Raw genomic sequence first — 24566 nt, 5'->3', positions numbered from 1 at the left:
TATTTCTTGCTCTTTTGGATATATTAAGTTTAGATGGTTAATTTATCAAATTTAGTTTATGAAAGGGATAGTAATAATGGTGTCCTCCCTTTATATAAAAGATCAAAGCAAACTTAAAATAAAAAGGAGTGCTATAATATGTCACTAAAAAGAAAGAAAATATCTGTAATTGGTGCAGGGTTCACTGGAGCAACAGCAGCGTTTTTAGCAGCACAAAAAGAACTGGGCGATGTCGTATTAGTTGATATTCCACAGGCGGAAAATCCTACTAAAGGAAAGGCTCTGGATATGTGGGAAGCGGCTCCTGTACAAGGCTTTGATTCACATGTAAAGGGTACCTCTAACTATGTGGATACTGCAGATTCTGATTTAGTAATTATAACTGCTGGTGTAGCTCGAAAGCCTGGTATGAGTCGAGATGACTTAGTTCAAATAAATCAAAAAGTGATGAAATCCGTATCAGTTGAAATTGCAAAGTATTCTCCCAATGCTGTTATTTTAGTCTTAACGAATCCAGTAGATGCCATGACCTATACAGTATTTAAAGAAACGGGCTTTCCAAAAAACCGTGTAATTGGTCAATCGGGAGTTCTAGATACTGCCCGATTCTGTGCATTTGTTGCGGAGGAATTAAATATTTCGGTGAAAGATATTCGAGGCTTTGTATTAGGTGGACACGGAGATACAATGGTACCACTTACGCGCTATTCATATGCTGGTGGTATTCCGTTAGAAACATTAATTTCACCAGACCGATTAGAAGAGATTGTTCAAAGAACTAGAGTTGGTGGAGGTGAAATCGTTAATCTATTAGGTAATGGTTCAGCTTACTATGCTCCAGCTGCTGCACTAGTTGAAATGGCTGAGGCCATAATTAAAGATCAAAAACGTGTATTACCATCTATCGCATATTTAGAAGGTGAATATGGTTATGAAGGAATTTACCTTGGCGTTCCTACATTGCTAGGTGCAGATGGAATCGAAAAAATCTTTGAATTAGATTTAACTGAAAAGGAAAAAGCAGCATTAGATGTATCAGCCGAAGCAGTTCGAGAGGTAATGACGGTATTAGAATAATTCATAAATGGTGGGTAGGGATTTTTTCCTTACCCTTTTTTTATTATTACTTGGGTAATTCTTCTCCAAAACTAGATGCCGTAGGTGAAAAATGAAGGTAGCAGAAATGATTTCTACCAACTTAAGCAAATTACTAATTGAAGTAAAATCATCGACACAATTTTAGCTTTGTATATAAGATTGTTATTTTCTGAAAAAATTGTTACTATGAAATTAAACTGAGAATGAAGGAGATGCTTTATTGTTGATACGAAAGGGGATAAAGCTAGGGAAGAAGGTTGAGGAAATTTCAATTGGTGAAAAGTTATATTTAACCGAGAAAATTGAAGATAAAGACTTATTATTGTATTTAGGTTTAACAAACGATAGTAATCCTCTTTATATCCAACATGATTATGCAGCTGAAACAGCGTATCAAAAACCAATTGTCCCTACTATTATGCTTAATGGTATTATTACATCTGCCATTTCCAAACATATTCCAGGACCAGGTTCTCGAATTATCGAACAAAATATGAGATTTATTGAACCTGTTTATCATTATGAAACAATTAATATTATACTTGAAGTAGATAGCGTAAATATTTCAGAAAATATAATTTATATTCATGTAAACGCAACTAACGAAAGTAATAAGCCAGTAATAGAAGGCATTGTAATAGTTATGCCTCCTTTGTAGGAAATACTGATTTGAGATGGGGGTTTCAAATCATTTTTTGGAGGACTTTGTATGTCAAAAGTAATTTTAGTAGTAGAAGATGAAGTATCCATTGCTACTTTATTAAAGTACAATCTTGAACGAGTTGGCTTTGAGGTTTTATTAGCCCATGATGGAAAAGAAGGTCTTGATACAGCTTTAGAAAAATCTCCGGACCTAATTATACTTGATTTAATGCTACCGACAATGGATGGAATGGAAATATGTAAAGAATTACGCAGTCAGAAGAAGAATATTCCGATTATTATGCTGACGGCAAGAGATGATGAGTTTGATAAAGTTCTAGGGTTAGAGTTAGGTGCAGACGATTACATGACGAAACCGTTTAGCCCTCGTGAAGTAATTGCTAGAGTTAAAGCGGTATTAAGACGTTTTACACCGTCTTCTGATATTGAAGAAGAGGATTTAGAAAATAAAACATTACAATTTGGCAAACTAGTCGTATATCCAGAACGATTTGAAGCATTGCTTGATGATGAACCACTAGAGTTTACACCAAAGGAATTTGAGTTACTTGTTTATTTACTAGAAAATAAAAATCGAGTATTAACACGTGATCAATTATTAAGTGCAGTATGGAATTATGATTTTGCTGGAGATACTCGGATTGTCGATGTTCATATCAGTCATCTTCGTGAAAAAATTGAAGAAAATAGTCGAAAGCCAAAATTTATTAAAACAATTCGTGGTATTGGATATAAGTTTGAGGAGCCGAAAAATCTATGAAATCGTTCAGTAATCAACTGTTCTTATTCTTTATGTTAATAACTGTTTCGATTTTTGCTGTCCTTGGAATTATCTTAGGTCAGCTTTTTCCTTTCTTTCTGAAAAATTATTTTATAAAAAACGACATTCCATTTAATGAAGAATCGCTACATCATATAAATTCTCAATACTTTTTGGCATTATTTATCTTAATTGTCCTTGCAGTTGTACTTATAAGCTTTGGAGCATATCGACTAATCCGAAACATGATAGAACCACTTGAAAATATTACGAATACAGCAAATGAGCTAACAAAAGGGAATTATCGTGCAAGAGCATATGCAATGGGCCCAGCAACAATTGTAGAATTAAGAAGTTCAGTAAATAATTTAGCCCGCACTTTACAAGAAATAGAAAAAACCCGTGAAGTGGAAGAGGAAAGGCTAAAAACCTTAATTGAAAATATGGGCAGTGCACTTATTATGATTGGGCGAGAAGGAAATGTATCCATAGTAAATCGGCGCTTTTTAGAAGGATTTGAGTTATCTTTTGATGAAGTCCGAGGCAAAAACTTCTTAACACTAGGCTTACCAAAAGAAGTTGAGAAATTTATCGATCACGTTTTCCTAACAGAATCACCATACCGTAAACAAATAGAAGTGGAAGTGCAGCAGGAAATATTCTATAAACAAGTATACGGAGCACCAGTAGTTGGTGAACATGGACGTTGGTTAGGTGTAGTCATTGTATTACATGATATATCCGAGTTAATTCGATTAGAGCAAATACGTAAAGATTTCGTAGCAAACGTAAGTCATGAGCTAAGAACACCCATCACTTCAATAAAAGGATTTTCAGAAACGCTACTAGATGGTGCATTTAAAGATGAAAAAATGCTACTTTCCTTTTTAGATATCATTTATCAAGAAAGTAATCGACTTCAAATGTTGATTAATGATTTGTTAGAACTATCTAAGATTGAACAGCATGGCTTCTCTGTTAACATTGCTCCAACAAGCCTTCAAGATGTATTAATACGTGCGGTGGAGTTAACAAGTCCAAGATTAGATGAAAAGAACATGGAATTTAAAGTAGATATCGCCCGTGATGTAACAGTTATGGGTGATGCAAACAGGTTAATTCAAATATTTACAAATCTAATAACAAATTCAATCACTTACTCCCCTGAGGATAAGACTATCACGCTTCGTATTAAACAAAACGAAGATTATGGTATTGTAGAAGTGGAAGACCAAGGGATGGGTATTGAAAAAAATGAAATTGCTCGTATTTTTGAACGATTTTACCGTGTTGATAAAGCAAGAAGTAGAAACTCTGGGGGAACAGGATTAGGGCTTGCTATTGTAAAACATTTAGTTGAAGCACATCATGGTAAGATTCAAGTGGATAGTGAAGTTGGGAAAGGCACTTGTATGAAAGTGATGATTCCTTTAAAGAAAAAATAATTAACAATTCATTTACATTATTTTTATATCAACTTCATAGTATATAGTTATAGTTTTTTATAGAAACCCCCCCTGTTTCAGATTTAGTATAGCTGTGAAAAAAATGCTGTCTTAAAAAATAGTGGACGATAAGTATATCGTTCGCTATTTTTTATATTTTGAAACTTTTTGAGGTAGTACTCCGTAGATTAATAGAAGCGAAAGTTCGAGTATTTAAAGGGAGGTTCTTACATGAGCGTAAAAAGAGCTCTATTATTAATTAGTACTGCAATCGTAGGTCTGATTATCATCGTTGCAGCATTAACTTCTTGGTATACAGTTGATGAATCAGAGCAAGCGGTTGTTATTACGTTTGGTCACGCTGATCAAACAGTAGCAGAAGCAGGATTGCATTTTAAATTACCATGGCCAATACAGCGAGTAGAAGTGTTATCGAAAGAAACATTTAGTTTAACATTTGGTTATGACCAAAATGAGAACGGTGAAATTGTTGCCCATGAAAGTGATACGAAAATGATCACAGGTGATGAAAATATTGTCCTAACTGACTTAGTTGTACAATGGAGAATTACGGATCCAGAAAAATATTTATTTAATGCAGATAATCCAGAAGATATATTACATAACGCGACATCTGCAGCAATCAGATCTATTATTGGTAGTTCTACAATTGATGAAGCTTTAACAGCAGGAAAAGCAGAGATTGAAGCAAGTACTCGAGATTTACTTGTAACTTTAATAGATAAATATGATATTGGCATAAGTATCTTAACTGTTAAATTACAGGATGTTGAGTTGCCAAATCAAGAAGTCCGTCAAGCTTTCACAGCTGTAACAGATGCTCGTGAAACAAAAAATACAAAATTGAATGAAGCACAGAAATATAGAAATCAAAAGATTAGTGAGGCGCAAGGAGAAATAGATGCTATTATTTCTATTGCTGAAGGTGAAAAAACGTCTCGAATTCAGCAAGCTGAAGGGGATGTTGCTGTCTTTAATGGTCTATATGCACAATATAGCCTTAATAAAGATATAACAAAATCTCGTTTAATATTAGAAACATTAGAGCAGGTATTACCTAATGCGCAAATTTATATTATGAATGATAATGGTGATACATTAAAGTATTTACCAATTCAACCTTCTACTACGAAGCCACCTGTAACGGAAGGGAGCGATAAAGAATGAGCAACGATAAATTTAATTCAGATTTAGATAAATTCGTTCAGTCTCTTTTTGGGAATGGAAATAACAAAAAAAAGAAGAATGATGAAGAAGCAAAAGAAGTAAAAGAAGCAAAAATCATTAATGATAACAAAAAACCAACTAATTTTAAGCACCTTGGTAAAATAGCTACTGTAGTCATTCTATTCTTTGCAGTTTTAGTGATTTTAATTTCTAATTTGTATGTAGTAAAAGAAAATGAATATAAAGTAGTACGACAATTTGGTGAAGTTGTTCAGTATCAGGATGAGCCAGGTTTATATTTTAAAATCCCATTTATTCAAACTGTATCAACATTACCTAAAAATGTAATGACTTATGATATGAGTACTGAAGAAGAGATTACTACATTAGATAAAAAGCGTATTATTGTTGATAATTATGCGATTTGGCGAGTAACAGACCCGAAAGCGTTAATCTCAACGGCAAGAACAATTGCAAATGCTGAAGCGCGTATGGATGAATTTATATTCTCAGTTCTACGTACAGAGCTTGGTCAATTAAACTACGATGAAATTATAAATGATGAAAATTCTTCAAGAGGTAGTTTAAATGACATCCTTACTGAAAAAGTAAATGAATTATTAAAAAATGATAATTATGGTATAGAGGTAGTAGACGTGCGAATTCGTCGAACGGATTTACCTACAGAAAACGAACAATCAGTATATACACGAATGATCTCGGAACGTGAATCAATGGCTCAGAAATATTTATCTGAAGGGGATGCTGAAAAGCGTAGTATTGAAGCTAATACAGACCGAGAAGTGACTGAATTACTTTCAACGGCTAGAAAAGAAGCTGCGTTAATTAAAGCTGAAGGAGAATCAGAAGCTGCAAGAATTTATAATGAAGCATTCTTAAAAGATCCTGAGTTCTACGAATTATATCGTACATTAGAAACATATAAACAAACAATCGGAGAAGATACGGTAATTATCATTCCGTCCGACTCTCCATATGCATCTATCCTTTCAGGGTATTTAGAATAATAAAAAGTGGGCATCTAAGGGTTTGAACCTTTAGATGCCTTTATGTTCATTGCTTATTTAAAAAATTTGTAACGCTTGATGTAGAATTGAAAATTGAATAACAAAAATTACTACTATCTAATAATATAATTCTTGTTATAATAATATATATATCAAAAATTTATTAGATTTGAGGGGATTTTTGTTGCAAACATTCAATAAATATTTTCAAAATTGTCTTGTAGCAATTATGATGGCCTGTTCTGTAACTGCACTGTTTAGCTCAACATCATTTACGTGGTTAAAAATAGAAATCTTCCATATTCCTATTCTATTTATCTTCATTTTATCGCTATCATTATTCATTTCTGAAGAGGTAAGAAATAGTTTTAAAAAGGTACTGAAGTTTGATAAAAGGGAAGATAAGCGTCCGATTTGGCAAGTTGGTGTTGGAATGATCTTCTTTTTTGTACAAGTTGGCTTAATCGAAGTATTTTTCCGATCACTTATGGGATATGATTTAGGTGGAATGCCATTATATATCGTCTTTGCGTTTATGAATGCATTTTTAGCGACTGTTATTTATGAAGAGATTTTTTATGAAAAAAACGAAATTCATCATGCATAATTAAATATAAAGATTAAAAATAACACGTATTCGTCGATTAAGATGGATACGTGTTTTATAATACAATTAAGAGTGTTTTAAATGATACAGTTGATTTTCGTTCCAAACAGTATTTCCGATGAAAGCAATAGGCAGATGAAATAGTCTCCTCTAGCAATTAACAATAATCTTTTAATAATCAATTTTAAATTTATAACAAATCCTCTAGAAGATAAAAAATGAAAATGCATTTCTATACAGTGTTGAAAAAGGAGATTAAGTGATGACAAAAGAAAAGTTACTACTATTAGATGGAAATAGTTTAGCCTATCGAGCATTTTTTGCATTACCACTATTAACAAATGATAGCGGCATACATACGAATGCTGTATATGGCTTCACGACGATGCTACAAAAAATACTAGATGAAGAAAAACCGACAAAAATGCTTGTCGCATTTGATGCTGGAAAAACAACCTTTAGACATGAATCCTATGGGGAGTACAAGGGTGGAAGACAAAAAACGCCACCAGAATTATCAGAACAATTCCCTTATTTACGTAAGCTAATTGATGCTTATCAAATTAAACGTTATGAACTTGAAATGTATGAAGCAGACGATATTATCGGTACCCTTGCAAAACAGGCTGAAAAAGAAAATATGCAAGTGATTATTGTTTCAGGTGATAAAGACTTAACTCAGCTCGCGACGGATAATGTGACAGTTTACATTACACGAAAAGGTATGACAGATATAGAGCACTATACACCAGCTCATATTGAAGAAAAATACGGATTAACACCTGAACAAATTATTGATATGAAAGGGTTAATGGGTGATTCTTCAGATAATATTCCTGGTGTTCCTGGTGTCGGTGAAAAAACAGCCATTAAGCTTTTGAAAGAATATAACACTGTGGAAAACCTTTATGAAAATATTGACGGAATGAAAGCGTCAAAAATGAAAGAAAAGCTTGTAGAGAACGAAGAACAAGCCAAAATGTCAAAGCAGCTTGCTACCATTTATACAGAAGCACCAATTGAAATTACACTTGATGATTTACATTATGCTGGTCCTAACGAAGAAGAAGTTCTAAATGTATGGCAAGAGCTATCCTTCAAGTCATTAATAGAAAAAAGTAATTTCACAATGGAAGAAAAGGAAACTAAGGAAGTTGCATTTGAAATTGTAGATCAAATTACTGAAGATATGCTAAACGATGTGATGGCTGTACATTTAGAAATAGAAAACGAACACTATCACTCTTGTCGTTTACTTGGATTGGCAATGACAAATGGAATTAAAACCTATTATGTTCCTTTTAACGTAATGCATCAAAATGAAATAATTAAAAATTGGCTTGAGGATGAAACAAAGAAAAAATATGTTTCTGACAGTAAGGCTGCACAAGCTATTTTAAAAAGAATAGATATTGATTTACGTGGTGTAGCATTTGACCTACTATTAGCATCTTACATTGTGAATCCCTCTATTTCAGGTGATGATGTAGCCACACTCGCAAAAGAGTTTGGTTATATTGATGTTCAAGCAAATGAAACGATTTATGGTAAAGGTGCGAAATGGGCAGTTCCAGAGGAGAATGTCCTTGCCGAACATGTGAGTCGCAAAGCATTTGCTATTTGGACATTACAACCGATTGTGGAACAAAAGCTTCATGAGAACGAGCAATTTGACTTGTATCATGACTTAGAATTACCTTTAGCAGCTATCTTAGGAAGAATGGAAAGTGAAGGAATTAAAGTAGACATTTCTACACTAGAAAAAATGGGTGAGGATTTAGAACGAAAAATTTCTCAGCTTGAAAATGAAATCTATGAGCTTGCAGATGAAAAATTTAATATTAACTCACCAAAACAGCTCGGTGTAATTTTATTTGATAAATTAGGGCTTCCTGTTGTAAAGAAAACAAAAACGGGATATTCAACGGCAGCAGATGTATTAGAAAAGCTAAAATCAAAACATAAAATTGTTGCCTCCATTTTGGATTACCGTACACTTGCAAAACTTCAATCCACTTATATTGAAGGGTTAATGAAGGAAGTACATTGTGAAGACAGCAAAGTGCATACACGATTCCAACAAGCTTTAACTGCTACAGGCAGACTTAGTTCAACTGACCCGAACCTACAAAACATTCCGATTCGTTTAGAAGAGGGACGTCGAATTAGACAAGCCTTCGTACCTTCCAAAGAGGGATGGGTATTGTTTGCGGCTGACTACTCTCAAATTGAGCTGCGCGTATTAGCACATATGTCAAAAGATGAAAATCTTGTGGATGCATTTATAAAAGGAATGGACATTCACACCCGTACAGCTATGGATGTATTCCATGTATCAGAGGATGAAGTAACATCGAATATGCGACGGGCTGCAAAGGCAGTAAACTTTGGAATTGTTTATGGAATTAGTGACTACGGACTCTCTCAAAACTTAGATATAACACGTAAAGAAGCGGCTGAATTTATCGATAAATATTTACAAAGCTTCCCAGGTGTTAAAGAGTATATGGAGTCAATTGTTCAAGAGGCAAAACAAAAAGGATATGTTACGACAATCTTAAATAGAAGAAGATATTTGCCTGATATTACAAGCTCAAATTTTAATTTAAGAAGCTTTGCAGAGCGTACAGCAATGAATACACCAATCCAAGGAAGTGCAGCAGATATCATCAAAAAAGCTATGATCGATATGGATGCACGATTAAAAGCTGAAGGGTTAAAATCGAAACTTTTACTTCAAGTACACGATGAATTGATCTTTGAAGCACCACAAGATGAAATAGCAATATTAGAACGAATTGTACCTGATGTAATGGAACATGCGATTGAACTTGCCGTTCCGTTAAGAGTGGACTTTTCATACGGAAATACATGGTACGATGCAAAATAAGGAAGTGAATTTATGCCTGAATTACCTGAGGTAGAAGGAGTTGTTCGGGCACTTTCGCCAGCTGTAGAAGGCAAAAAAATTGCGAAAGTCGAACTATCCAAAACAATCTATGAGTCATGTGCAGCTGGAAAGCAATGTATAGTAAAAAATATGGATCCAATCGCATTTGAAGAAGTCATGCAAGGTATGGCGATTCATAAAGTCACGAGAAGATCGAAATATATTTATTTTGATGTGGAAAAAAATGACCAACATTATTTATTTGTTAATCACTTAGGGATGACAGGTGCATGGTTTGTTGTACAAAGCTTACATGACATTCATGAAGAGAAATTTAAAAAGCATGTTCATGCAATCTTTCATTTAACATCGGGTGAGATGCTTATCTATTCAGATATTCGTCGTTTTGGAGAAATGCGGTTACTAGCTAGCATCGAAGATCATCCGCCACTATTAGAAATGGCACCTGAACCCTTTGAGGAAGAAGCTTTAAAATATTTTCTCATGAAATGTGAACTTCCTAAGTATCAAAATAAGCCAATTAAAGAAGTAATTATGGACGGTCAAGTGATTTCTGGCTGCGGAAATATATATGCCACTGAAGCCTTGTTTAAAATGAGTATTCATCCAGGGAGAAAAACAGGTCGAATTAGTAAAACACGAAAAATAGAATTGTTTAAAACTATCCGTACTATTTTACAAGAAAGTATTGATAATGGCGGTTCAACGATTTCTGATTACCGCAATGTAAATGGCGAAGCTGGTAGTATGCAGCACCGATTAAAAATGTATGGAAAAAAAGTATGTCCTAATTGCGGGACAATAACGAAATCGTTGATTATTGGGGGGCGAACTTCCGTCTATTGTCCACAATGTCAACATTAAAAGGTGTGTATGTATGATTATTGGATTAACAGGTAGTATTGCAAGTGGGAAAAGCACCGTTGCAAAAATGTTAAAAGAATATGGCTTACCAATTGTTGATGCCGACGTAGTGGCACGTTTAGTCGTTGAGCCTGGGTCTCCTACATTAAAAAAAATCGCTGAAGCCTTTGGACAAGAAGTACTAACGGAAAAGGGAGAAATGAATCGCACAAAGGTAGGCGAATTAATATTTCATGATGAGACTAAACGGAAAACATTAAATAATATTATTCATCCCGCTATCCGTGCTGAAATGCTTCGTCAGAAAGAAGAGCATTTAGCAAATGGTGCGAAAACCGTTATTATGGATATTCCCCTTCTATTTGAAAGTAAACTACAGCATTTTGTCGATAAAATTTTAGTTGTAACGGTTTCAGAGGATACACAGCTAAAAAGATTAATGGATAGAAATCAATTAAGCGAAGAAGATGCGCTGGTCCGTATTCGTAGTCAATTACCATTATCTGAAAAGGAACAGGGGGCAGATGCGGTTATTTATAATAATGGTTCAATCGATGAAAGTCGTAATCAACTAGAGGTAATACTACGTCAATGGCATGTTATTGACTAAATAAAATATCAACATATAAGCCGATCAGATAATTCTGGTCGGTTTTTTCTATTTTAATGTTATTGAGTAAAAGTAATTATTTCCAAAGAGGAAAATTGCTTCTATTCTCCTATTTTCTTTCTTATTTTTGGGTATACTTTTAAAAGCTTAACGGAGAGAATAATTCTATAAATCCGTATAATTTATTTCCCCGAAGAGTCGTTAAAATGGGAAAAAAAATAAAACGAAAGGAGGATATAAATATGCATGGGCAGCGTCTGAAAGAACTACGGCTTGAACATGGATATACTTTAGAGGAAGTAGGTAGGAAATTAGGCATTAAAAAATCTAGCTATGCTTCTTATGAATCTAAATATCGGAGACCACCATTAGAGCGATTACGTCAATTATCTGAGCTCTATGATGTCAGTGTCGATTACATATTGGGAATTACAGATGTACGAAAAGAACAACAAAATGTCCGTACCCTTTTGAATCAGAAAGGACTTCACTGGGATGGTCTCTTATTGGATGAAGAACTATTAAATCAAATTCAGCAAATACTAGAAGAAGCAATAAAGAAAAAAACTCAATTAGGTATACAAAATTAATCGACATCTTTTAAGGATGTCTTTTTTTCTTTTACACTAAGTACGTTTGATGTATGTTTAAGTTCGCTAACGGCATACTAACCTTAGCTGTTCACTACGAGTGAACATAGTAGGAGGGAAGTCTGCTAATGTTTTTTAAAAAAACAAAAGAAAAGAACAAGCAGTCTCAATCTCAAACTCCACCAAGCAAGGTTATGGAGAAATTGAGTCACGTAGAAATACATGATAAGCAGCAAGAAACCATCCAAGAAATTCAAAGTATTTTTGGGGAAGATAAAGATTTCTGCAAAAGGGAAATCTTCATATTCGGAGATATCCCTTCTACGGTTTTATATCTCAATAGTATTGCAGATAAAGAATGTATAAGTACCGATATAATTAAACCCCTAACGGAAACCTTCACCCTCGTAGATAAAGAAGGAACTAAAGAAATAAATAGTAATTTAAAAACAACGATTTTAAAGAAAGTTCTTTATCATGCGGATGTTAAAACTGATAGGAAACTAGTGAAAGTAATAGATGCATTACTTCGCGGAAAAACGATTCTACTTGTTAATGGGATAGACGAAGCTTTTCTTATTGATACATTTAAGACTGATAAGAGGAGCATAGCCCAACCGGAAACAGAACAGGTTATTCGAGGGCCGAGAGATGGTTTTATTGAAGATATCCGAACCAATACAGCCTTAATCCGCTCCCGTTTACCTATCCCGGAGTTCCGTATTAGGGATATGGAAATTGGAACATTAACGAAATCTTATGTAGCCTTATGTTACATTGAAGGAATTGCTAATGAAGCGTTAATTGAAGATGTGGAACGAAGATTATCTACTATCGATGTAGATCGAATTCTTGATGCTGGGTACATTGAACAATTTATTCAAGATAATCCACGTTCCCCATTTCCGCAAATTAAAAGCTCAGAAAGACCCGATGTAATAGTAGGGAATTTAGTAGAAGGAAGAATCGCCATTTTAGTAGATGGATCTCCTTTTGGACTCGTTGCACCTGCAACGTTTAATCAATTTTATCATACGAGTGAAGATTATAATGAACGATTCATTATGGTTAGTTTGATTCGAATGGTTCGATTAGCAGCATTATTATTTTCTCTAATTATACCATCAATGTATGTTGCTGTAATATCCTACCATCCAGAGCTTATTCCAACAGCCTTTGCTGTAGCTGTAACAAGTGGAAGGGCGGGTGTCCCATTTCCGGCAGTGGTAGAAGTATTCTTAATGGAAGCGGCGATGGAGATTTTACGGGAGGCTACAGTTAGAATGCCAAAACAAGTAGGTGGTGCCATCTCGATTGTTGGGGTCCTTGTAGTTGGACAGGCAGCGGTTGAAGCAGGATTTGTGTCACCCATTACAGTTGTAGTTATTGCCTTGACATCAATTGGTTCCTTTGCCACCCCTGCTTATAACGTGGCAATTGGTTTTCGAATGCTGAGATTTCCACTTTTAATTTTAACGGGGATATTAGGTTTTTATGGCCTCATGATTGGATTGCTATTCGTAACAAATCACGTCTTATCATTAAAATCCTTTGGAGTCCCATATTTAAGTCCTATCGCTCCGTTAAACTTTGGTGGATTAAAGGATACAATTTTTCGAGCGCCTTTAAATTGGTTATTAGATAGACCAGAGGAGCTTCAAACACAAAATCAACGACGAATTAATCCTCATGACTCCTCTCCTAATAATCCCCTTTTACCAGAAAATAAGCAAAAGAGTGGATATGTAGATGAATGAGTCAAAACAAATTACGACATTCCAATGTATTGCAATCATTATAAATAGTACAATTGGACTAAGTGTATTGGCGTTACCACGAATTGCCAGTGAAAAGGTTGGATCTGGAGCATTTTTGGTCACTTGCATTGGTATGCTTTTTTCTATTATTAGCGTGCTCATAATTGCTCTATTGTCCAAACGTTTTCCAAGTGAATCGATTATTCAATATGGACAAAAGCTTATAAGCAAGCCTTTTGGAAAAATATTTGGATTAATTCTAATCGTTTACTTTTTTACGATTACATCACTTGTCCTAAGAGAGTTTGGAGAAGTGATGAATACTACTTTATTACAAGAGACTCCAATGAGTGCAACGCTTATAGCGATGCTTCTTGTAGTAGCAGTTGCGACAAGAAATAATTTGTCAACAATAGCATACATGCAATCATTTTATTTACCTTTTATAGTTATTCCAATCCTTTTGATGGTACTATTTGCGATTCAAGATATTGATCCAAGACATATGAAGCCTTTCGTGGGCAATGATACAACAACAATAGATTTTTTAAGCAGTGGATTAGCAGTTGCAGGACTACCATTTATTCACATTGGAATGTATGTAATCTTTATTTTTGCATCACACATGATTGACACGAAAAAAGTTTTAAAGGGTAGTATGTGGGGAATCGGATTATCAGCTTTTATTATCTTACTAGCTACGGGAGTAACTGTAGCAGTTTTCGGATCTGAAGAAATTGATAATTCCCTCTGGCCTATGCTTGTACTTACTCGCATGACCGAGTTACCAGTCGCCATTTTAGAGCGATTAGATATACTTTTTTTAGTAGTTTGGATTATTTCAGCTTTTACCACGATTTTATCAGGATATTTGATTGGTATAGAGTTATCGAGTAAATTATTTAAATTACGAAGTCATCGAGTATTATCATATCTCGTTTTACCATTTGTTTTTGTAATATCACTTTATCCTCATAATATACTTCATCTTTACGATTTAATGGAAGTGATTGGTCGGTGGGGAACGCTTTTAGCAATGGGGTATCCAATTTTTCTTTTAATAGTTTCTCTTATCAGAAAGAAAGGGGGAAAGCATTCGTGATCAGAAATACTCTTTGTGTACTTTGGATGATTAGTATGCTTTTAGTTCTTTCAGCTTGTTGGGATCGAAAGGAAATTGAAGAGAGGGCAACGATTGTAGGTCTTGCCATTGATATTGCTGAAAGTGGTGAAGAGGTTATTCCACTCACTTATCCAGAAGGGACTCAAGTTCCTACAACAGACTTAGGAAGAATAAAGGTTACTGCACAGCTAGCTGTACCAGGACAAATTCCTTTAGGCCCCTCAAAAGATGGGAATAGTAGTCCAGAAGATAAAGTTTGGGTTGTAGAGGCGATCGGAAATACTATGGATGATGCAATCCAAGGACTGCAACAACAGCTAGCTCACAAAGTCTTTTTTGGGCAATTACAAATCATCATTCTTTCTGACAAGGTTGCTAAATTGGGTATCGAACATATAAATGATTATTTAAGAAGAAGACCAGAGATTAGAAGAACTGCCTGGATGGCTGTAAATGAAGAAGATGCCGCTAAAACAATGCAGGTTGCTCCGAAATTAGAACAAGTACCAGCAATTTACTTATCTACAATGTTTGAAGAAGCAGTTAAAATGGGGAAGTTTCCAGAAAACGACTTAGGTAAGTTTTGGATACATTCATCGAATAAAGGTTATGACGGCTTTCTACCCTATATAAAAGTAAAAGAAAACAATATCGAAATAAGTGGCATTGCCTATTTCAGTGAAGACAAAATGGTTGGAAAAACTGAACCCTATCAAATTGCATACTATAACGGATTAATTGGTCAGAATCCTGGTGGTGCAGCTGCATTGGTTACATTATCTGATGCAGAGTCAGTAATGTTTCAATCTACAAAAAGAAAAGCTAACTTTGAAGTGAATTTAAGAAATGGCAAACCACATTTTGATATATACATTGAAATATGGGGTATTATTCGAGAAAAAAGTTCTGAAAGTATCCATTTAGATGATGATAAAATTATTAGTAAAATTGAAGATATCGCTGAGAAGCAGTTTGAACAGGAAATGATCAAACTAATAAAAGAAACACAAGATAAAAAATCAGATATTTTCGGGTTTGGTGAATATGTACGAGGTAATTTATCTCGATATTGGGACAACGAGGTGGAAACATCGTATAAATGGAAAGAAATCTATAAAGATTTAAGCGTAGATATTCATCCGACTGTACACATAGAACGAGTTGGTATGAAAGCTTCCTGATTTATTCGGGAGGCTTTTTTCATCCTGTTTATTCGCTCATAATTTCCTTTAAAGAGTAAATAATATCTATACTATTAACGAATGAAGAATTTATTGATAACAATGACTTGAGATGAGATAACTGACTTAAAAACTATCACATTACAATTTTAATAATATTTAGAAAACAATAACTTTTTGTTTATGAAATAAATGTGTTCACCTTTATTTATAATGTGTTATACTATTTTGGAATAAAAGCAAAAACATAATGATTTTCCAAATACAGGAGGCTTTAAAAATAATGACAGTTTCTATTGCTATTAATGGTTTTGGCCGCATTGGTCGTATGGTTTTCCGACAAGCTATTTTACAAGATGAATTGAACATTGTGGCAATTAATGCGAGCTATCCAGCTGAGACATTAGCTCATTTAATAAAGTATGACACAAATCATGGTAAATTTGAAGGTACTGTAGATTTTGAAGAAAACGCTTTAATTATAAATGGCAAACGTGTTGAATTAATTAGTGAACGTGATCCATTAAAATTGCCATGGAAAGAAATGGGCGTTGATATAGTAATCGAAGCGACAGGTAAATTCAATGAACGCTCAAAAGCAGCGATGCATATAGAAGCCGGTGCTAAAAAAGTGATTTTAACAGCACCAGGTAAAAATGAAGATGTTACAATTGTTATGGGTGTTAATGATGAATTATTAGATGTTAACAAACATGATGTTATTTCCAATGCATCATGTACGACAAACTGTTTAGCCCCTGTAGCAAAAGTATTAAATGATACTTTTGGTATTGAAAATGGTTTAATGACAACAGTTCATGCGTATACAAACGATCAAAAAAATATCGACAACCCACATAAAGACTTACGTCGTGCTCGCGCATGTGCAGAGTCAATCATTCCTACATCAACAGGCGCTGCAAAAGCGTTATCACTAGTTTTACCTGAACTTAAAGGTAAATTACATGGAATGGCATTACGTGTACCTACTCCAAATGTATCTTTAGTTGACTTAGTAGTGGATGTTCAAAAAGATGTAACAGTTGAAGAAGTAAATGATGCATTTAAAAAAGCAGCAGAAGGTCCAATGAAAGGGGTTCTTCAATTTACAACTGAACCATTAGTATCATCTGATTACAACACTACAACTTATTCATCAACGGTGGATGGTCTGTTAACAATGGTAATGGGTACTCGAAAAGTGAAAGTACTAGCTTGGTACGATAATGAATGGGGTTACTCTGCACGTGTTGTAGACTTAACGAAAAAAGTTGTCAATGCTTTAGAAGCAGTTGTAACAAATTAATTACTAGTAAAAACCACTCCGGCTCAGTTTTAAATTGGGCCGTTTTATTTTGAACAATTCAACAAAAATACATACCTCGTCCTTTTTATATCGTGAACTGCCCCGAAAAAATTAGATTAGTGTCTAACTTTTACGGGGCAGTTCATTTATATCGAGGTATGTCTTTTAATTTCCATGAAAAATCACCTATAAAAATTCCGAGAAATCATTTATAATGAACTCTTGCAAAACAATTGAAAGTTTTATTTTTAATAGATATTTATTTGATATAATAATGATACGACAATAGAGAAATAGGAGAATTATTAATTATGAGATGTCCAGCTTGTCAATATAACGGTACACGTGTTGTGGACTCAAGACCCGTTGATGAGAACAAGGAAATAAGAAGGCGCCGTGAATGTGAATCATGCGGATATCGTTTTACTACTTTTGAAAAAATTGAAGAAACACCATTAATTGTTGTCAAAAAAGACGGTTCTCGAGAAGAGTTTAGTAGAGAAAAGGTATTGCGCGGTCTAATTCGAGCATGTGAAAAACGCCCTGTACCGTTAAATAATCTTGAAGAAATTGTGATGAAAATAGAAAAAGAGTTAAGAAGAATTGGTAATCCAGAAGTAAAATCTAAAGATGTCGGAGAAATGGTAATGGATCACTTATCAAAAATTGATGAAGTGGCTTACGTCCGTTTTGCATCGGTTTATCGCCAATTTAAAGATATTAATGTGTTCATAAAAGAACTAAAGGAATTACTTCATCGACAAACAGATTTAAAATAAACATTAAGGGGGAAAGTTAAAGTGGTTCATTTGTATAAAGAATTACAACCAGCGGATCATTTTGATATAAGTCTCCCTCACTATCTTTCAACACAAGAGCGTCAATTGTTAACATTGTTTTATCAGCCATTAACTGGACCAGATCCAATTAGTTTGTATTTAACACTTTGGGCAGAAGGTGAGGATAGTACAAACTCAACCTTCAATCACTATCATTTAATGAATGTACTAGGGATGTCCATTGGTAAAGTGTTTGAAGCTCGAATTGCATTAGAGGCAATCGGATTACTACGAACATATCGGAAGGAAACAGAAGATGGACGTTCTTTTCTATACGAATTAGAAAGACCTCTTGATGCACATAATTTTTTTCAAGATCCATTATTATCTATGTTTTTATTTAGCAAAATTGGCGAACAAGCCTACCGAAACTTAAGGAAACGCTTTATTAAACCGAATAATAAAGATTCCTATACAGAAGTTTCGCGTACTTTTGTAGATGTGTACAAGCCAGTACATACAAATGTCCCTAAAGAATTTGTTGAGCAAGAGAATAGTAAAGGACAAGGGTATCCCTTTTACTATGAACAATTTGATTTTCATTTATTAATGTCAGGCTTATCTGAACAGTTAGTACCATCTAGTGCCGTTACTTCAGAAGTGAAAGAATCGATTGCTAAGCTCGCGTTCCTTTATCATCTTACACCGCTTGATATGCAAAAAGTTGTTATTCTTGCCTTAGATGATAATATGAAGATTACACAGGAACGTTTAAAAAAGGCTGCAACAGATTATTATAAACTAACGATTTCGAAGGTTGCTCCAAAGCTTGAGAAAACTTTTGATCAAGTCGCTGTGAGTAGTGAACCAAATTTATCAAAAGAACAGGAGTTGCTTCACTATTTAGAGAAGACACCTCCAATCCAAGTTCTACGAGATATTAATAATGGGAAAGAACCGTTACCGTCATCAGTTCAATTGGCTGAGGATTTAATAATGAAGCATGGTATGCCAATTGGTGTAGTAAATGTACTGCTTGAATATGTTATGCTAACTACAGATATGAAACTTCCTCGTAATTATGTTGAAAGAATAGCGGATCATTGGATTAGAAAAAATTTGAAAACCGCAAAAGAGGCTATGGAGTTAGCTCGAACGGAACGTGACAAATATACAAAATGGAAAAATGAAAACGAAACAAAATCGACAACAAGCACAAATAAAAAACCATATCGTAAAAATAGTGGAAGAGAAGAAAAGGTTCCAGAATGGTTTTATAAGCGTAATGAACCAGTAGAAAATGAACAAGTGGATCCTTCAAAACAAAAAGAGCTTGAAGAACGACGCAAAAAGATTTTAGAAAAAATAGGCCAATTAGATGGGTAGGTGAACGAAAATCGAACCGATTAGTAGCGCATTGAAACGACAAATTGTAGTACCATCTTTCCAAGAAAGATATGATACTATTCGCCGTGAAATTTTAGAAAATGAGGAAGTGCAAAGGTTCCTAGCTGAAAATGACCGCATTGTAAATAAAGAAATGGTTGAACGTAGCTTGCCTAAATTACATGAGTTTATCAGTCAATCATCAGTTTGCTGTAATTGCGGTTCAACAGAAAACTGTACGAATTATTTAAAAGGTTTTATACCAAAATTGTTTATTTCACAAAATGCAATTGACGTAGAATATGTTAAATGTGAACAAAAAGTAATTGAAGATGAGCGCCGTGATATTGAATCGATGATATCTAGTATGTACATGTCGAAGGATGTATTGCGTGCAAGATTGAAAGACTTGTCATTAGATAATGATTCTCGTATAGAAGTTGCTGAACTTGCTACAGCCTTCGTTGAAAAAACAAAGCAAACAGGAAAGCTTCCTTCTAAAGGGTTATATATATATGGGAAGTTTGGTGTAGGGAAATCATTTGTATTAGGAGCAATAGCAAATGAACTAGCAACCATTAAAATTAAATCGGTTTTAGTTTTCGTTCCAGAATTTCTAAGTGAAATGAAACATTCCATTTCTGACAATACGTTTCAGGGAAAAATCGATTATGTTAAAAATGCTCCTGTTTTAATGCTCGATGATTTAGGTGCAGAAACGTTATCAAGCTGGACGAGAGATGAGGTATTAGGTACGATCTTACATTATCGAATGGCTGAAGAGCTACCAACCTTTATTACATCGAATTTTGATTATGATGGATTAGAATCACATTTAGCAACTTCTCAAAAAGGGGATGTTGAAGTAGTGAAGGCAGCTCGGATTATGGAAAGAATCAAAGCGATTACTATTCCTATTCAAATGGGTGGAAATAATCGAAGACAATAATTCAATAAATTAGTTGCAATTATTATGCTTCACGCGTATACTTTCAATGTAAATAATCAAAAGTAAAGCTTTGATGAGGACAACAAGCTTGTGAAACGCGCTTTTTAGAGAGGGGGGCCTTGGCTGTAAGCTTCCTAGTACGCCACAATCTTTACTACCTCGGAGCATTAGCGGGGATAATCCGCTAACGTTTATCGGTACGTTAACCGACCTAGAGCTTCGTCTGATACTATTAAATGTATCGGAAGGAAGAAGGGTGGAACCACGAGCAAATGCGTCGTCCCTTTTATAGGGACGGCTTTTTTTATTTTCTCAGGAGGTTCGTTGTTGTAGGATTCATAGAATTTTATGTTTAAGTGCGTTTTTTTGAGATCTACTTGCGGTTTTCGAACTTTTAAGTGGGCATCTTTGAAGTTTAGAGAGGTTTTCAAACTTTTATGTGCGAGTTCTAAAACTATAAGTGCAATTTGAAAAAACGACAAACTATAAATAAAAGGAGAATATACAATGTCAGAAGTAATCAAATTAACATTCCCAGACGGTACAGTAAAGGAATTTCCACACGGTACATCAACTGAAGAAGTAGCAGCTTCCATTAGCCCAGGACTTCGTAAAAAAGCATTAGCAGGTAAACTTAACGATCAGCTCATTGACTTAAAAACACCAATCGAAGAAGATGGTACAATCGCGATCATCACGCCTGAATCAGAAGAAGCATTAGAAATTTTACGACACTCCACTGCACACTTAACAGCTCAAGCGATTAAGCGTTTATACCCTGGAGTGAAGCTTGGAATAGGTCCAGTAATCGAAGGTGGCTACTACTACGATATTGATGCACCAGAACCAATTTCAGCAGATGATTTTCCTAAAATTGAAAAAGAAATGAAAAAAATCATTTCAGAAAACCTGGAAGTTGAGCGTAAAAACGTATCACGTGATGAAGCGCAACGTATTTACGAAGAAATTGGTGACGAATACAAATTAGAACTACTTGAGGCAATTCCAGCTGACGAGCAAGTATCAATTTATCATCAAGGAGAATTCTTTGACTTATGCCGTGGTATTCACGTACCTTCAACAGGTAAATTAAAAGAATTTAAATTATTATCTCTAGCAGGTGCATATTGGAGAGGTAATTCAGATAATAAAATGCTACAACGTATTTATGGTACTGCATTCTTCAATAAAGAAGATTTAAAACATCATCTACAAATGCTTGAAGAAGCAAGAGAACGTGATCATCGTAAAATTGGTAAAGAGTTAGAAATCTTTACAATTTCACAAACGGTAGGTCAAGGTTTACCACTTTGGTTACCGAACGGTGCAACAATTCGCCGAATTATTGAACGTTACATTGTAGATAAAGAAGTAAAATTAGGATACCAACATGTTTACACTCCAGTTTTAGGTTCTAAAAAATTGTATGAAACTTCAGGACATTGGGGTCATTATCAAGATGATATGTTCCCACCAATGGAAATGGATAATGAAACATTAGTCTTACGTCCAATGAACTGTCCTCACCATATGATGGTGTACAAATCTTCTATGCATTCATACCGCCAATTACCTATCCGTATTGCGGAACTTGGTACAATGCATCGTTACGAAGCTTCAGGTGGTTTATCTGGTTTACAACGTGTACGTGGTATGACTTTAAACGATTCACATATTTTCGTTCGTCCAGATCAAATTAAAGAGGAATTCAAAAAAGTAGTTGAACTAATCTTAGATGTATATAAAGATTTCAATTTAAATGATTATCGATTCCGTTTATCATATCGTGACCCTGCTGATACGGAAAAATATTACGATGACGATGAAATGTGGGAAAAAGCGCAAAGCATGTTAAAAGAAGCGATGGATGATATGGGCTTAGAATACTATGAAGCTGAAGGTGAAGCAGCATTCTACGGTCCAAAATTAGATGTTCAAGTAAAAACAGCTATTGGTAAAGATGAAACTTTATCCACTGTACAACTTGACTTCTTACAACCTGAACGTTTTGACCTGACTTATATTGGTGAAGATGGAAAACACCATCGCCCAGTCGTTATCCACCGTGGTGTAGTATCTACTATGGAACGCTTTGTTGCTTTCCTTATTGAAGAATACAAAGGTGCATTCCCGACTTGGTTAGCTCCTGTTCAAGTGGAAGTAATTCCAGTTTCAAACGAAGTACACTATGAATACGCTAAGCAAATCGTTGAAGGACTTCAAGCTGCAGGCGTCCGTGTAGAAATGGATGACCGTGAAGAAAAACTAGGATATAAAATCCGAGAAGCACAAATGAAGAAAATTCCTTACATGCTTGTATTAGGGGATAAAGAAATGGAATCTAACTCTGTAAACGTTCGTCGTTACGGTTCTCAAGATTCTGAAACAATCTCATTTGAAGAGTTTGTAAACAATATTACGAAAGAAGCTAATAAATAATAACGAAAGAGGATGGTTTAAAATTGAACCATCCTCTTTATTGTAATTAAATGTTGTTATTTTAATATTTGATACAGGAATACGGCAAATTGCTGACGTGTAACATTTTGATATGGATTGAATTTGCCATTAGTTCCTTTTGTAATATCATTTGAAGCTAATATTTTCACGCTCTCATAGTACCAATCAGTTGGTTTTACATCGCTAAATGTTGAGCTTCCTGATTTTAACGTTAAGTCAAATGCGTTTACTAGAATGACTGCAAGCTGCGAACGTGTTAAAGGCTGTTCTGGATTAAAGTATCCATTACTTCCATCTACAATGCCTGCACGATATAATGCCTGAATGCTATCGTAGTATGGGTGAGTCGTTGGAACGTCTTTAAACGTTGTACCTGGTCGGATTGGTGTTAATTTGACACCTGCATTTTGCAGAATAGTAGCTACATGCATACGAGCAATGGAGAAATTCGGTCTAAAAGTATTATCTGCATACCCTGAAATAACCCCTTTTTCTTTCATAAATGCAATTTGTTCATAATAAGGGTGTGATTTTGGAACATCCTTAAAAATAGAAGGTTCCGTTATATTAGACGGGAAGCTTGCTACAACTGAATATTCTCTCACATTATATCCACTAGATGTGTCATAAAGCTTCAAATAATAAATACCTTTCTTTAAATTTAAACGAATATCAAGCGGTTGTGACCAATCACTTTGGTTGTTTGAGAAATGAATCTCCCCGCCATTTGGTTGCTCAATTACAATTTTATTAACGATTCGAGTGTGTGGTGTAAATGTCATTTCTAATAAACCGTCTTCTGATAGTTCAAATTTATAGACGTCTACATCAGCAAATTGATTATCGTAGCCTCCATCATTTAACGTACCAGTAAAAGTCGTATTAGGAATCATCAGCTTAGCAGTAGACTTTGTATTATTTAATTCATTTTCAAAATTGTCACCTTTACTGAATGAAGACGTAAAGGAATACTTCATTGGCTGATCATTCGAGAAGATACGTATATAGTAAGTACCTTTCGTTAAATAAAAAGGAAATGTTTCCTTGCCAGATTCTAGTTCATATAATGTAATACCTTCTCCTGTAGAAGCAAATAGTTGGAGTTGTAAGGCTTCATGATTTGAATGATCCTTTAGATGCTGAAGCATGGACAAATTTATAGAAAGCTTTCCATCTTGCGGTACATTAAGTACATAAAAGTCTTCGTCATATTGAACCTCATGCTTTGTTAATTCGCCAGTTACCGTATCTCCAATTTTAATAGCATTTGCAGTAGCAAAAGAATTGTTTGTTTCCTGTTCGGAAATAGAAGCTGCATGTGCAACGTTCATTCCGTTTAAACCTATAAAACAAAAGAATACCCCAATAAAGCTAAAAATCACGTATAATGTTTTTTTCAAACTAAAAACCCATCCTTCCTATTTATTAAATAAAATTCACCACTTTAAATTTAAAAGTATTTTTCAATGTATTTCATCGAACTTCCTTCCTAATTGTAAAAAGTGTAAAATAGTAATAAACTTCCGCTATTTTTCGCTATTTTTTTTAACCTTAATAAAAAAATGAATTGTAAATTGAAAATCAATCTGTTATATTTAATTTTGTTGACATTCACATTGTAAGAGTGTTATGATTGTTTAGGTTATGAATACAGTTTGTGGTTGAAGTAGAGGCTGCCCGCTTCTCACCTGAGATGACGCATTTGCTGTTAGCAGGTATGACACGTTGAATTTATTACGCTCGAATGCGTATGGATATATAGCGGGCGGACATCTTCTAAATGTCCGTCTTTTTTTATGGACATACATAGGAAGTGTACCGTTCAACCAGGCAATATTTGCTGTAAACACATGTATTCCCG

The 24566-nt window shown here is 34.6% G+C and carries 20 protein-coding genes and 1 other annotated feature; of the genes, 19 read left to right on the top strand and 1 reads right to left on the bottom strand.

Translation table 11 applies throughout. The annotated features are described in order from the left end of the window. The first annotated feature begins 138 nt into the window (after positions 1-138). The 19 genes from mdh (at position 139) to thrS (ending at position 22684) form a co-directional block, all read left to right on the top strand. Positions 139-1077 (top strand): malate dehydrogenase, encoded by a 939-nt coding sequence (gene mdh, locus CD30_RS06195; protein ID WP_036173958.1) that lies wholly within the window; start codon positions 139-141, stop codon positions 1075-1077. A 241-nt stretch (positions 1078-1318) separates the two neighbouring features. Further along, positions 1319-1756, top strand: coding sequence for a MaoC/PaaZ C-terminal domain-containing protein (locus tag CD30_RS06190; protein WP_036173955.1), 438 nt, complete (start codon positions 1319-1321; stop codon positions 1754-1756). A gap of 51 nt (positions 1757-1807) precedes the next feature. Next, positions 1808-2521, top strand: coding sequence for a response regulator transcription factor (locus tag CD30_RS06185; RefSeq protein WP_036173952.1), 714 nt, complete (start codon positions 1808-1810; stop codon positions 2519-2521). Further along, on the top strand, positions 2518-3966 hold the full coding sequence (gene pnpS / locus CD30_RS06180; protein ID WP_036173949.1) for a two-component system histidine kinase PnpS: 1449 nt from the start codon (positions 2518-2520) through the stop codon (positions 3964-3966). Before CD30_RS06185 ends, pnpS begins: the two co-directional genes overlap by 4 nt. A 231-nt stretch (positions 3967-4197) precedes the next feature. After that, positions 4198-5154, top strand: coding sequence for an FtsH protease activity modulator HflK (gene hflK, locus CD30_RS06175; RefSeq protein WP_036173946.1), 957 nt, complete (start codon positions 4198-4200; stop codon positions 5152-5154). Further along, positions 5151-6182, top strand: coding sequence for a protease modulator HflC (gene hflC / locus CD30_RS06170; protein WP_036173943.1), 1032 nt, complete (start codon positions 5151-5153; stop codon positions 6180-6182). Before hflK ends, hflC begins: the two co-directional genes overlap by 4 nt. 184 nt (positions 6183-6366) lie before the next feature. Next, positions 6367-6789, top strand: a complete 423-nt coding sequence (locus tag CD30_RS06165) for a DNA polymerase I (protein ID WP_235802010.1) — start codon at positions 6367-6369, stop codon at positions 6787-6789. 262 nt (positions 6790-7051) lie between these two features. Beyond that, the gene (gene polA / locus CD30_RS06160) at positions 7052-9679 is read left to right on the top strand and encodes a DNA polymerase I (RefSeq protein ID WP_036173937.1); all 2628 of its coding nucleotides are present in this window, start codon (positions 7052-7054) and stop codon (positions 9677-9679) included. Positions 9680-9691: 12 nt separating this feature from the next. Continuing rightward, entirely contained in the window at positions 9692-10564 is an 873-nt protein-coding gene (gene mutM, locus CD30_RS06155) for a bifunctional DNA-formamidopyrimidine glycosylase/DNA-(apurinic or apyrimidinic site) lyase (RefSeq protein ID WP_036173934.1), read from the top strand. 13 nt (positions 10565-10577) lie between these two features. Continuing rightward, entirely contained in the window at positions 10578-11174 is a 597-nt protein-coding gene (coaE, locus tag CD30_RS06150; RefSeq protein WP_036173931.1) for a dephospho-CoA kinase, read from the top strand. 242 nt (positions 11175-11416) lie between these two features. Then, a complete protein-coding gene (locus CD30_RS06145; RefSeq protein ID WP_036173928.1) occupies positions 11417-11764 on the top strand; it encodes a helix-turn-helix domain-containing protein in 348 nt (115 codons plus the stop codon). A 128-nt stretch (positions 11765-11892) separates the two neighbouring features. Next, positions 11893-13521, top strand: coding sequence for a spore germination protein (locus CD30_RS06140; protein ID WP_036173925.1), 1629 nt, complete (start codon positions 11893-11895; stop codon positions 13519-13521). Then, positions 13514-14623: a GerAB/ArcD/ProY family transporter gene (locus CD30_RS06135; protein ID WP_036173922.1), complete on the top strand. Its 1110-nt coding sequence runs from the start codon at positions 13514-13516 to the stop codon at positions 14621-14623. The genes CD30_RS06140 and CD30_RS06135 overlap by 8 nt, the downstream gene beginning before the upstream one ends. Further along, complete coding sequence (locus CD30_RS06130; protein ID WP_036173919.1) at positions 14620-15825, top strand: Ger(x)C family spore germination protein; 1206 nt, start codon at positions 14620-14622, stop codon at positions 15823-15825. Before CD30_RS06135 ends, CD30_RS06130 begins: the two co-directional genes overlap by 4 nt. A gap of 283 nt (positions 15826-16108) precedes the next feature. After that, on the top strand, positions 16109-17131 hold the full coding sequence (locus CD30_RS06125) for a glyceraldehyde-3-phosphate dehydrogenase (RefSeq protein ID WP_036173916.1): 1023 nt from the start codon (positions 16109-16111) through the stop codon (positions 17129-17131). 311 nt (positions 17132-17442) lie between these two features. Continuing rightward, on the top strand, positions 17443-17910 hold the full coding sequence (gene nrdR, locus CD30_RS06120) for a transcriptional regulator NrdR (RefSeq protein ID WP_036173913.1): 468 nt from the start codon (positions 17443-17445) through the stop codon (positions 17908-17910). Between the two features lie 21 nt (positions 17911-17931). Then, entirely contained in the window at positions 17932-19296 is a 1365-nt protein-coding gene (locus CD30_RS06115) for a replication initiation and membrane attachment family protein (protein WP_036173909.1), read from the top strand. Between the two features lie 10 nt (positions 19297-19306). Next, positions 19307-20245, top strand: coding sequence for a primosomal protein DnaI (gene dnaI / locus CD30_RS06110; protein ID WP_036173906.1), 939 nt, complete (start codon positions 19307-19309; stop codon positions 20243-20245). 507 nt (positions 20246-20752) lie between these two features. Further along, on the top strand, positions 20753-22684 hold the full coding sequence (thrS, locus tag CD30_RS06100) for a threonine--tRNA ligase (RefSeq protein WP_036173901.1): 1932 nt from the start codon (positions 20753-20755) through the stop codon (positions 22682-22684). A 56-nt stretch (positions 22685-22740) separates the two neighbouring features. Here the strand turns inward: thrS and CD30_RS06095 are convergent, their stop codons facing one another. After that, positions 22741-24105 (bottom strand): S-layer homology domain-containing protein, encoded by a 1365-nt coding sequence (locus tag CD30_RS06095; protein WP_036173899.1) that lies wholly within the window; start codon positions 24103-24105, stop codon positions 22741-22743. Positions 24106-24363: 258 nt separating this feature from the next. After that, positions 24364-24507: a sequence feature (ribosomal protein L20 leader region), on the top strand. Positions 24508-24566: the final 59 nt, after the last annotated feature.

The organism is Ureibacillus massiliensis 4400831 = CIP 108448 = CCUG 49529 (assembly GCF_000772965.1).
Taxonomy (GTDB): Bacteria; Bacillota; Bacilli; order Bacillales_A; family Planococcaceae; genus Ureibacillus; species Ureibacillus massiliensis.
The sequence above is the reverse complement of the archived record's forward strand: the minus strand, read 5'-3'. Positions and strand labels throughout refer to the sequence as shown.

Coding starts and splice junctions, on each gene's coding strand:
- mdh (WP_036173958.1), top strand. CDS start 139: ATGTCACTAAAAAGAAAGAAAATATCTGTAATTGGTGCAGGGTTCACT.
- CD30_RS06185 (WP_036173952.1), top strand. CDS start 1,808: ATGTCAAAAGTAATTTTAGTAGTAGAAGATGAAGTATCCATTGCTACT.
- pnpS (WP_036173949.1), top strand. CDS start 2,518: ATGAAATCGTTCAGTAATCAACTGTTCTTATTCTTTATGTTAATAACT.
- hflK (WP_036173946.1), top strand. CDS start 4,198: ATGAGCGTAAAAAGAGCTCTATTATTAATTAGTACTGCAATCGTAGGT.
- hflC (WP_036173943.1), top strand. CDS start 5,151: ATGAGCAACGATAAATTTAATTCAGATTTAGATAAATTCGTTCAGTCT.
- polA (WP_036173937.1), top strand. CDS start 7,052: ATGACAAAAGAAAAGTTACTACTATTAGATGGAAATAGTTTAGCCTAT.
- mutM (WP_036173934.1), top strand. CDS start 9,692: ATGCCTGAATTACCTGAGGTAGAAGGAGTTGTTCGGGCACTTTCGCCA.
- coaE (WP_036173931.1), top strand. CDS start 10,578: ATGATTATTGGATTAACAGGTAGTATTGCAAGTGGGAAAAGCACCGTT.
- CD30_RS06145 (WP_036173928.1), top strand. CDS start 11,417: ATGCATGGGCAGCGTCTGAAAGAACTACGGCTTGAACATGGATATACT.
- CD30_RS06140 (WP_036173925.1), top strand. CDS start 11,893: ATGTTTTTTAAAAAAACAAAAGAAAAGAACAAGCAGTCTCAATCTCAA.
- CD30_RS06135 (WP_036173922.1), top strand. CDS start 13,514: ATGAATGAGTCAAAACAAATTACGACATTCCAATGTATTGCAATCATT.
- CD30_RS06125 (WP_036173916.1), top strand. CDS start 16,109: ATGACAGTTTCTATTGCTATTAATGGTTTTGGCCGCATTGGTCGTATG.
- nrdR (WP_036173913.1), top strand. CDS start 17,443: ATGAGATGTCCAGCTTGTCAATATAACGGTACACGTGTTGTGGACTCA.
- thrS (WP_036173901.1), top strand. CDS start 20,753: ATGTCAGAAGTAATCAAATTAACATTCCCAGACGGTACAGTAAAGGAA.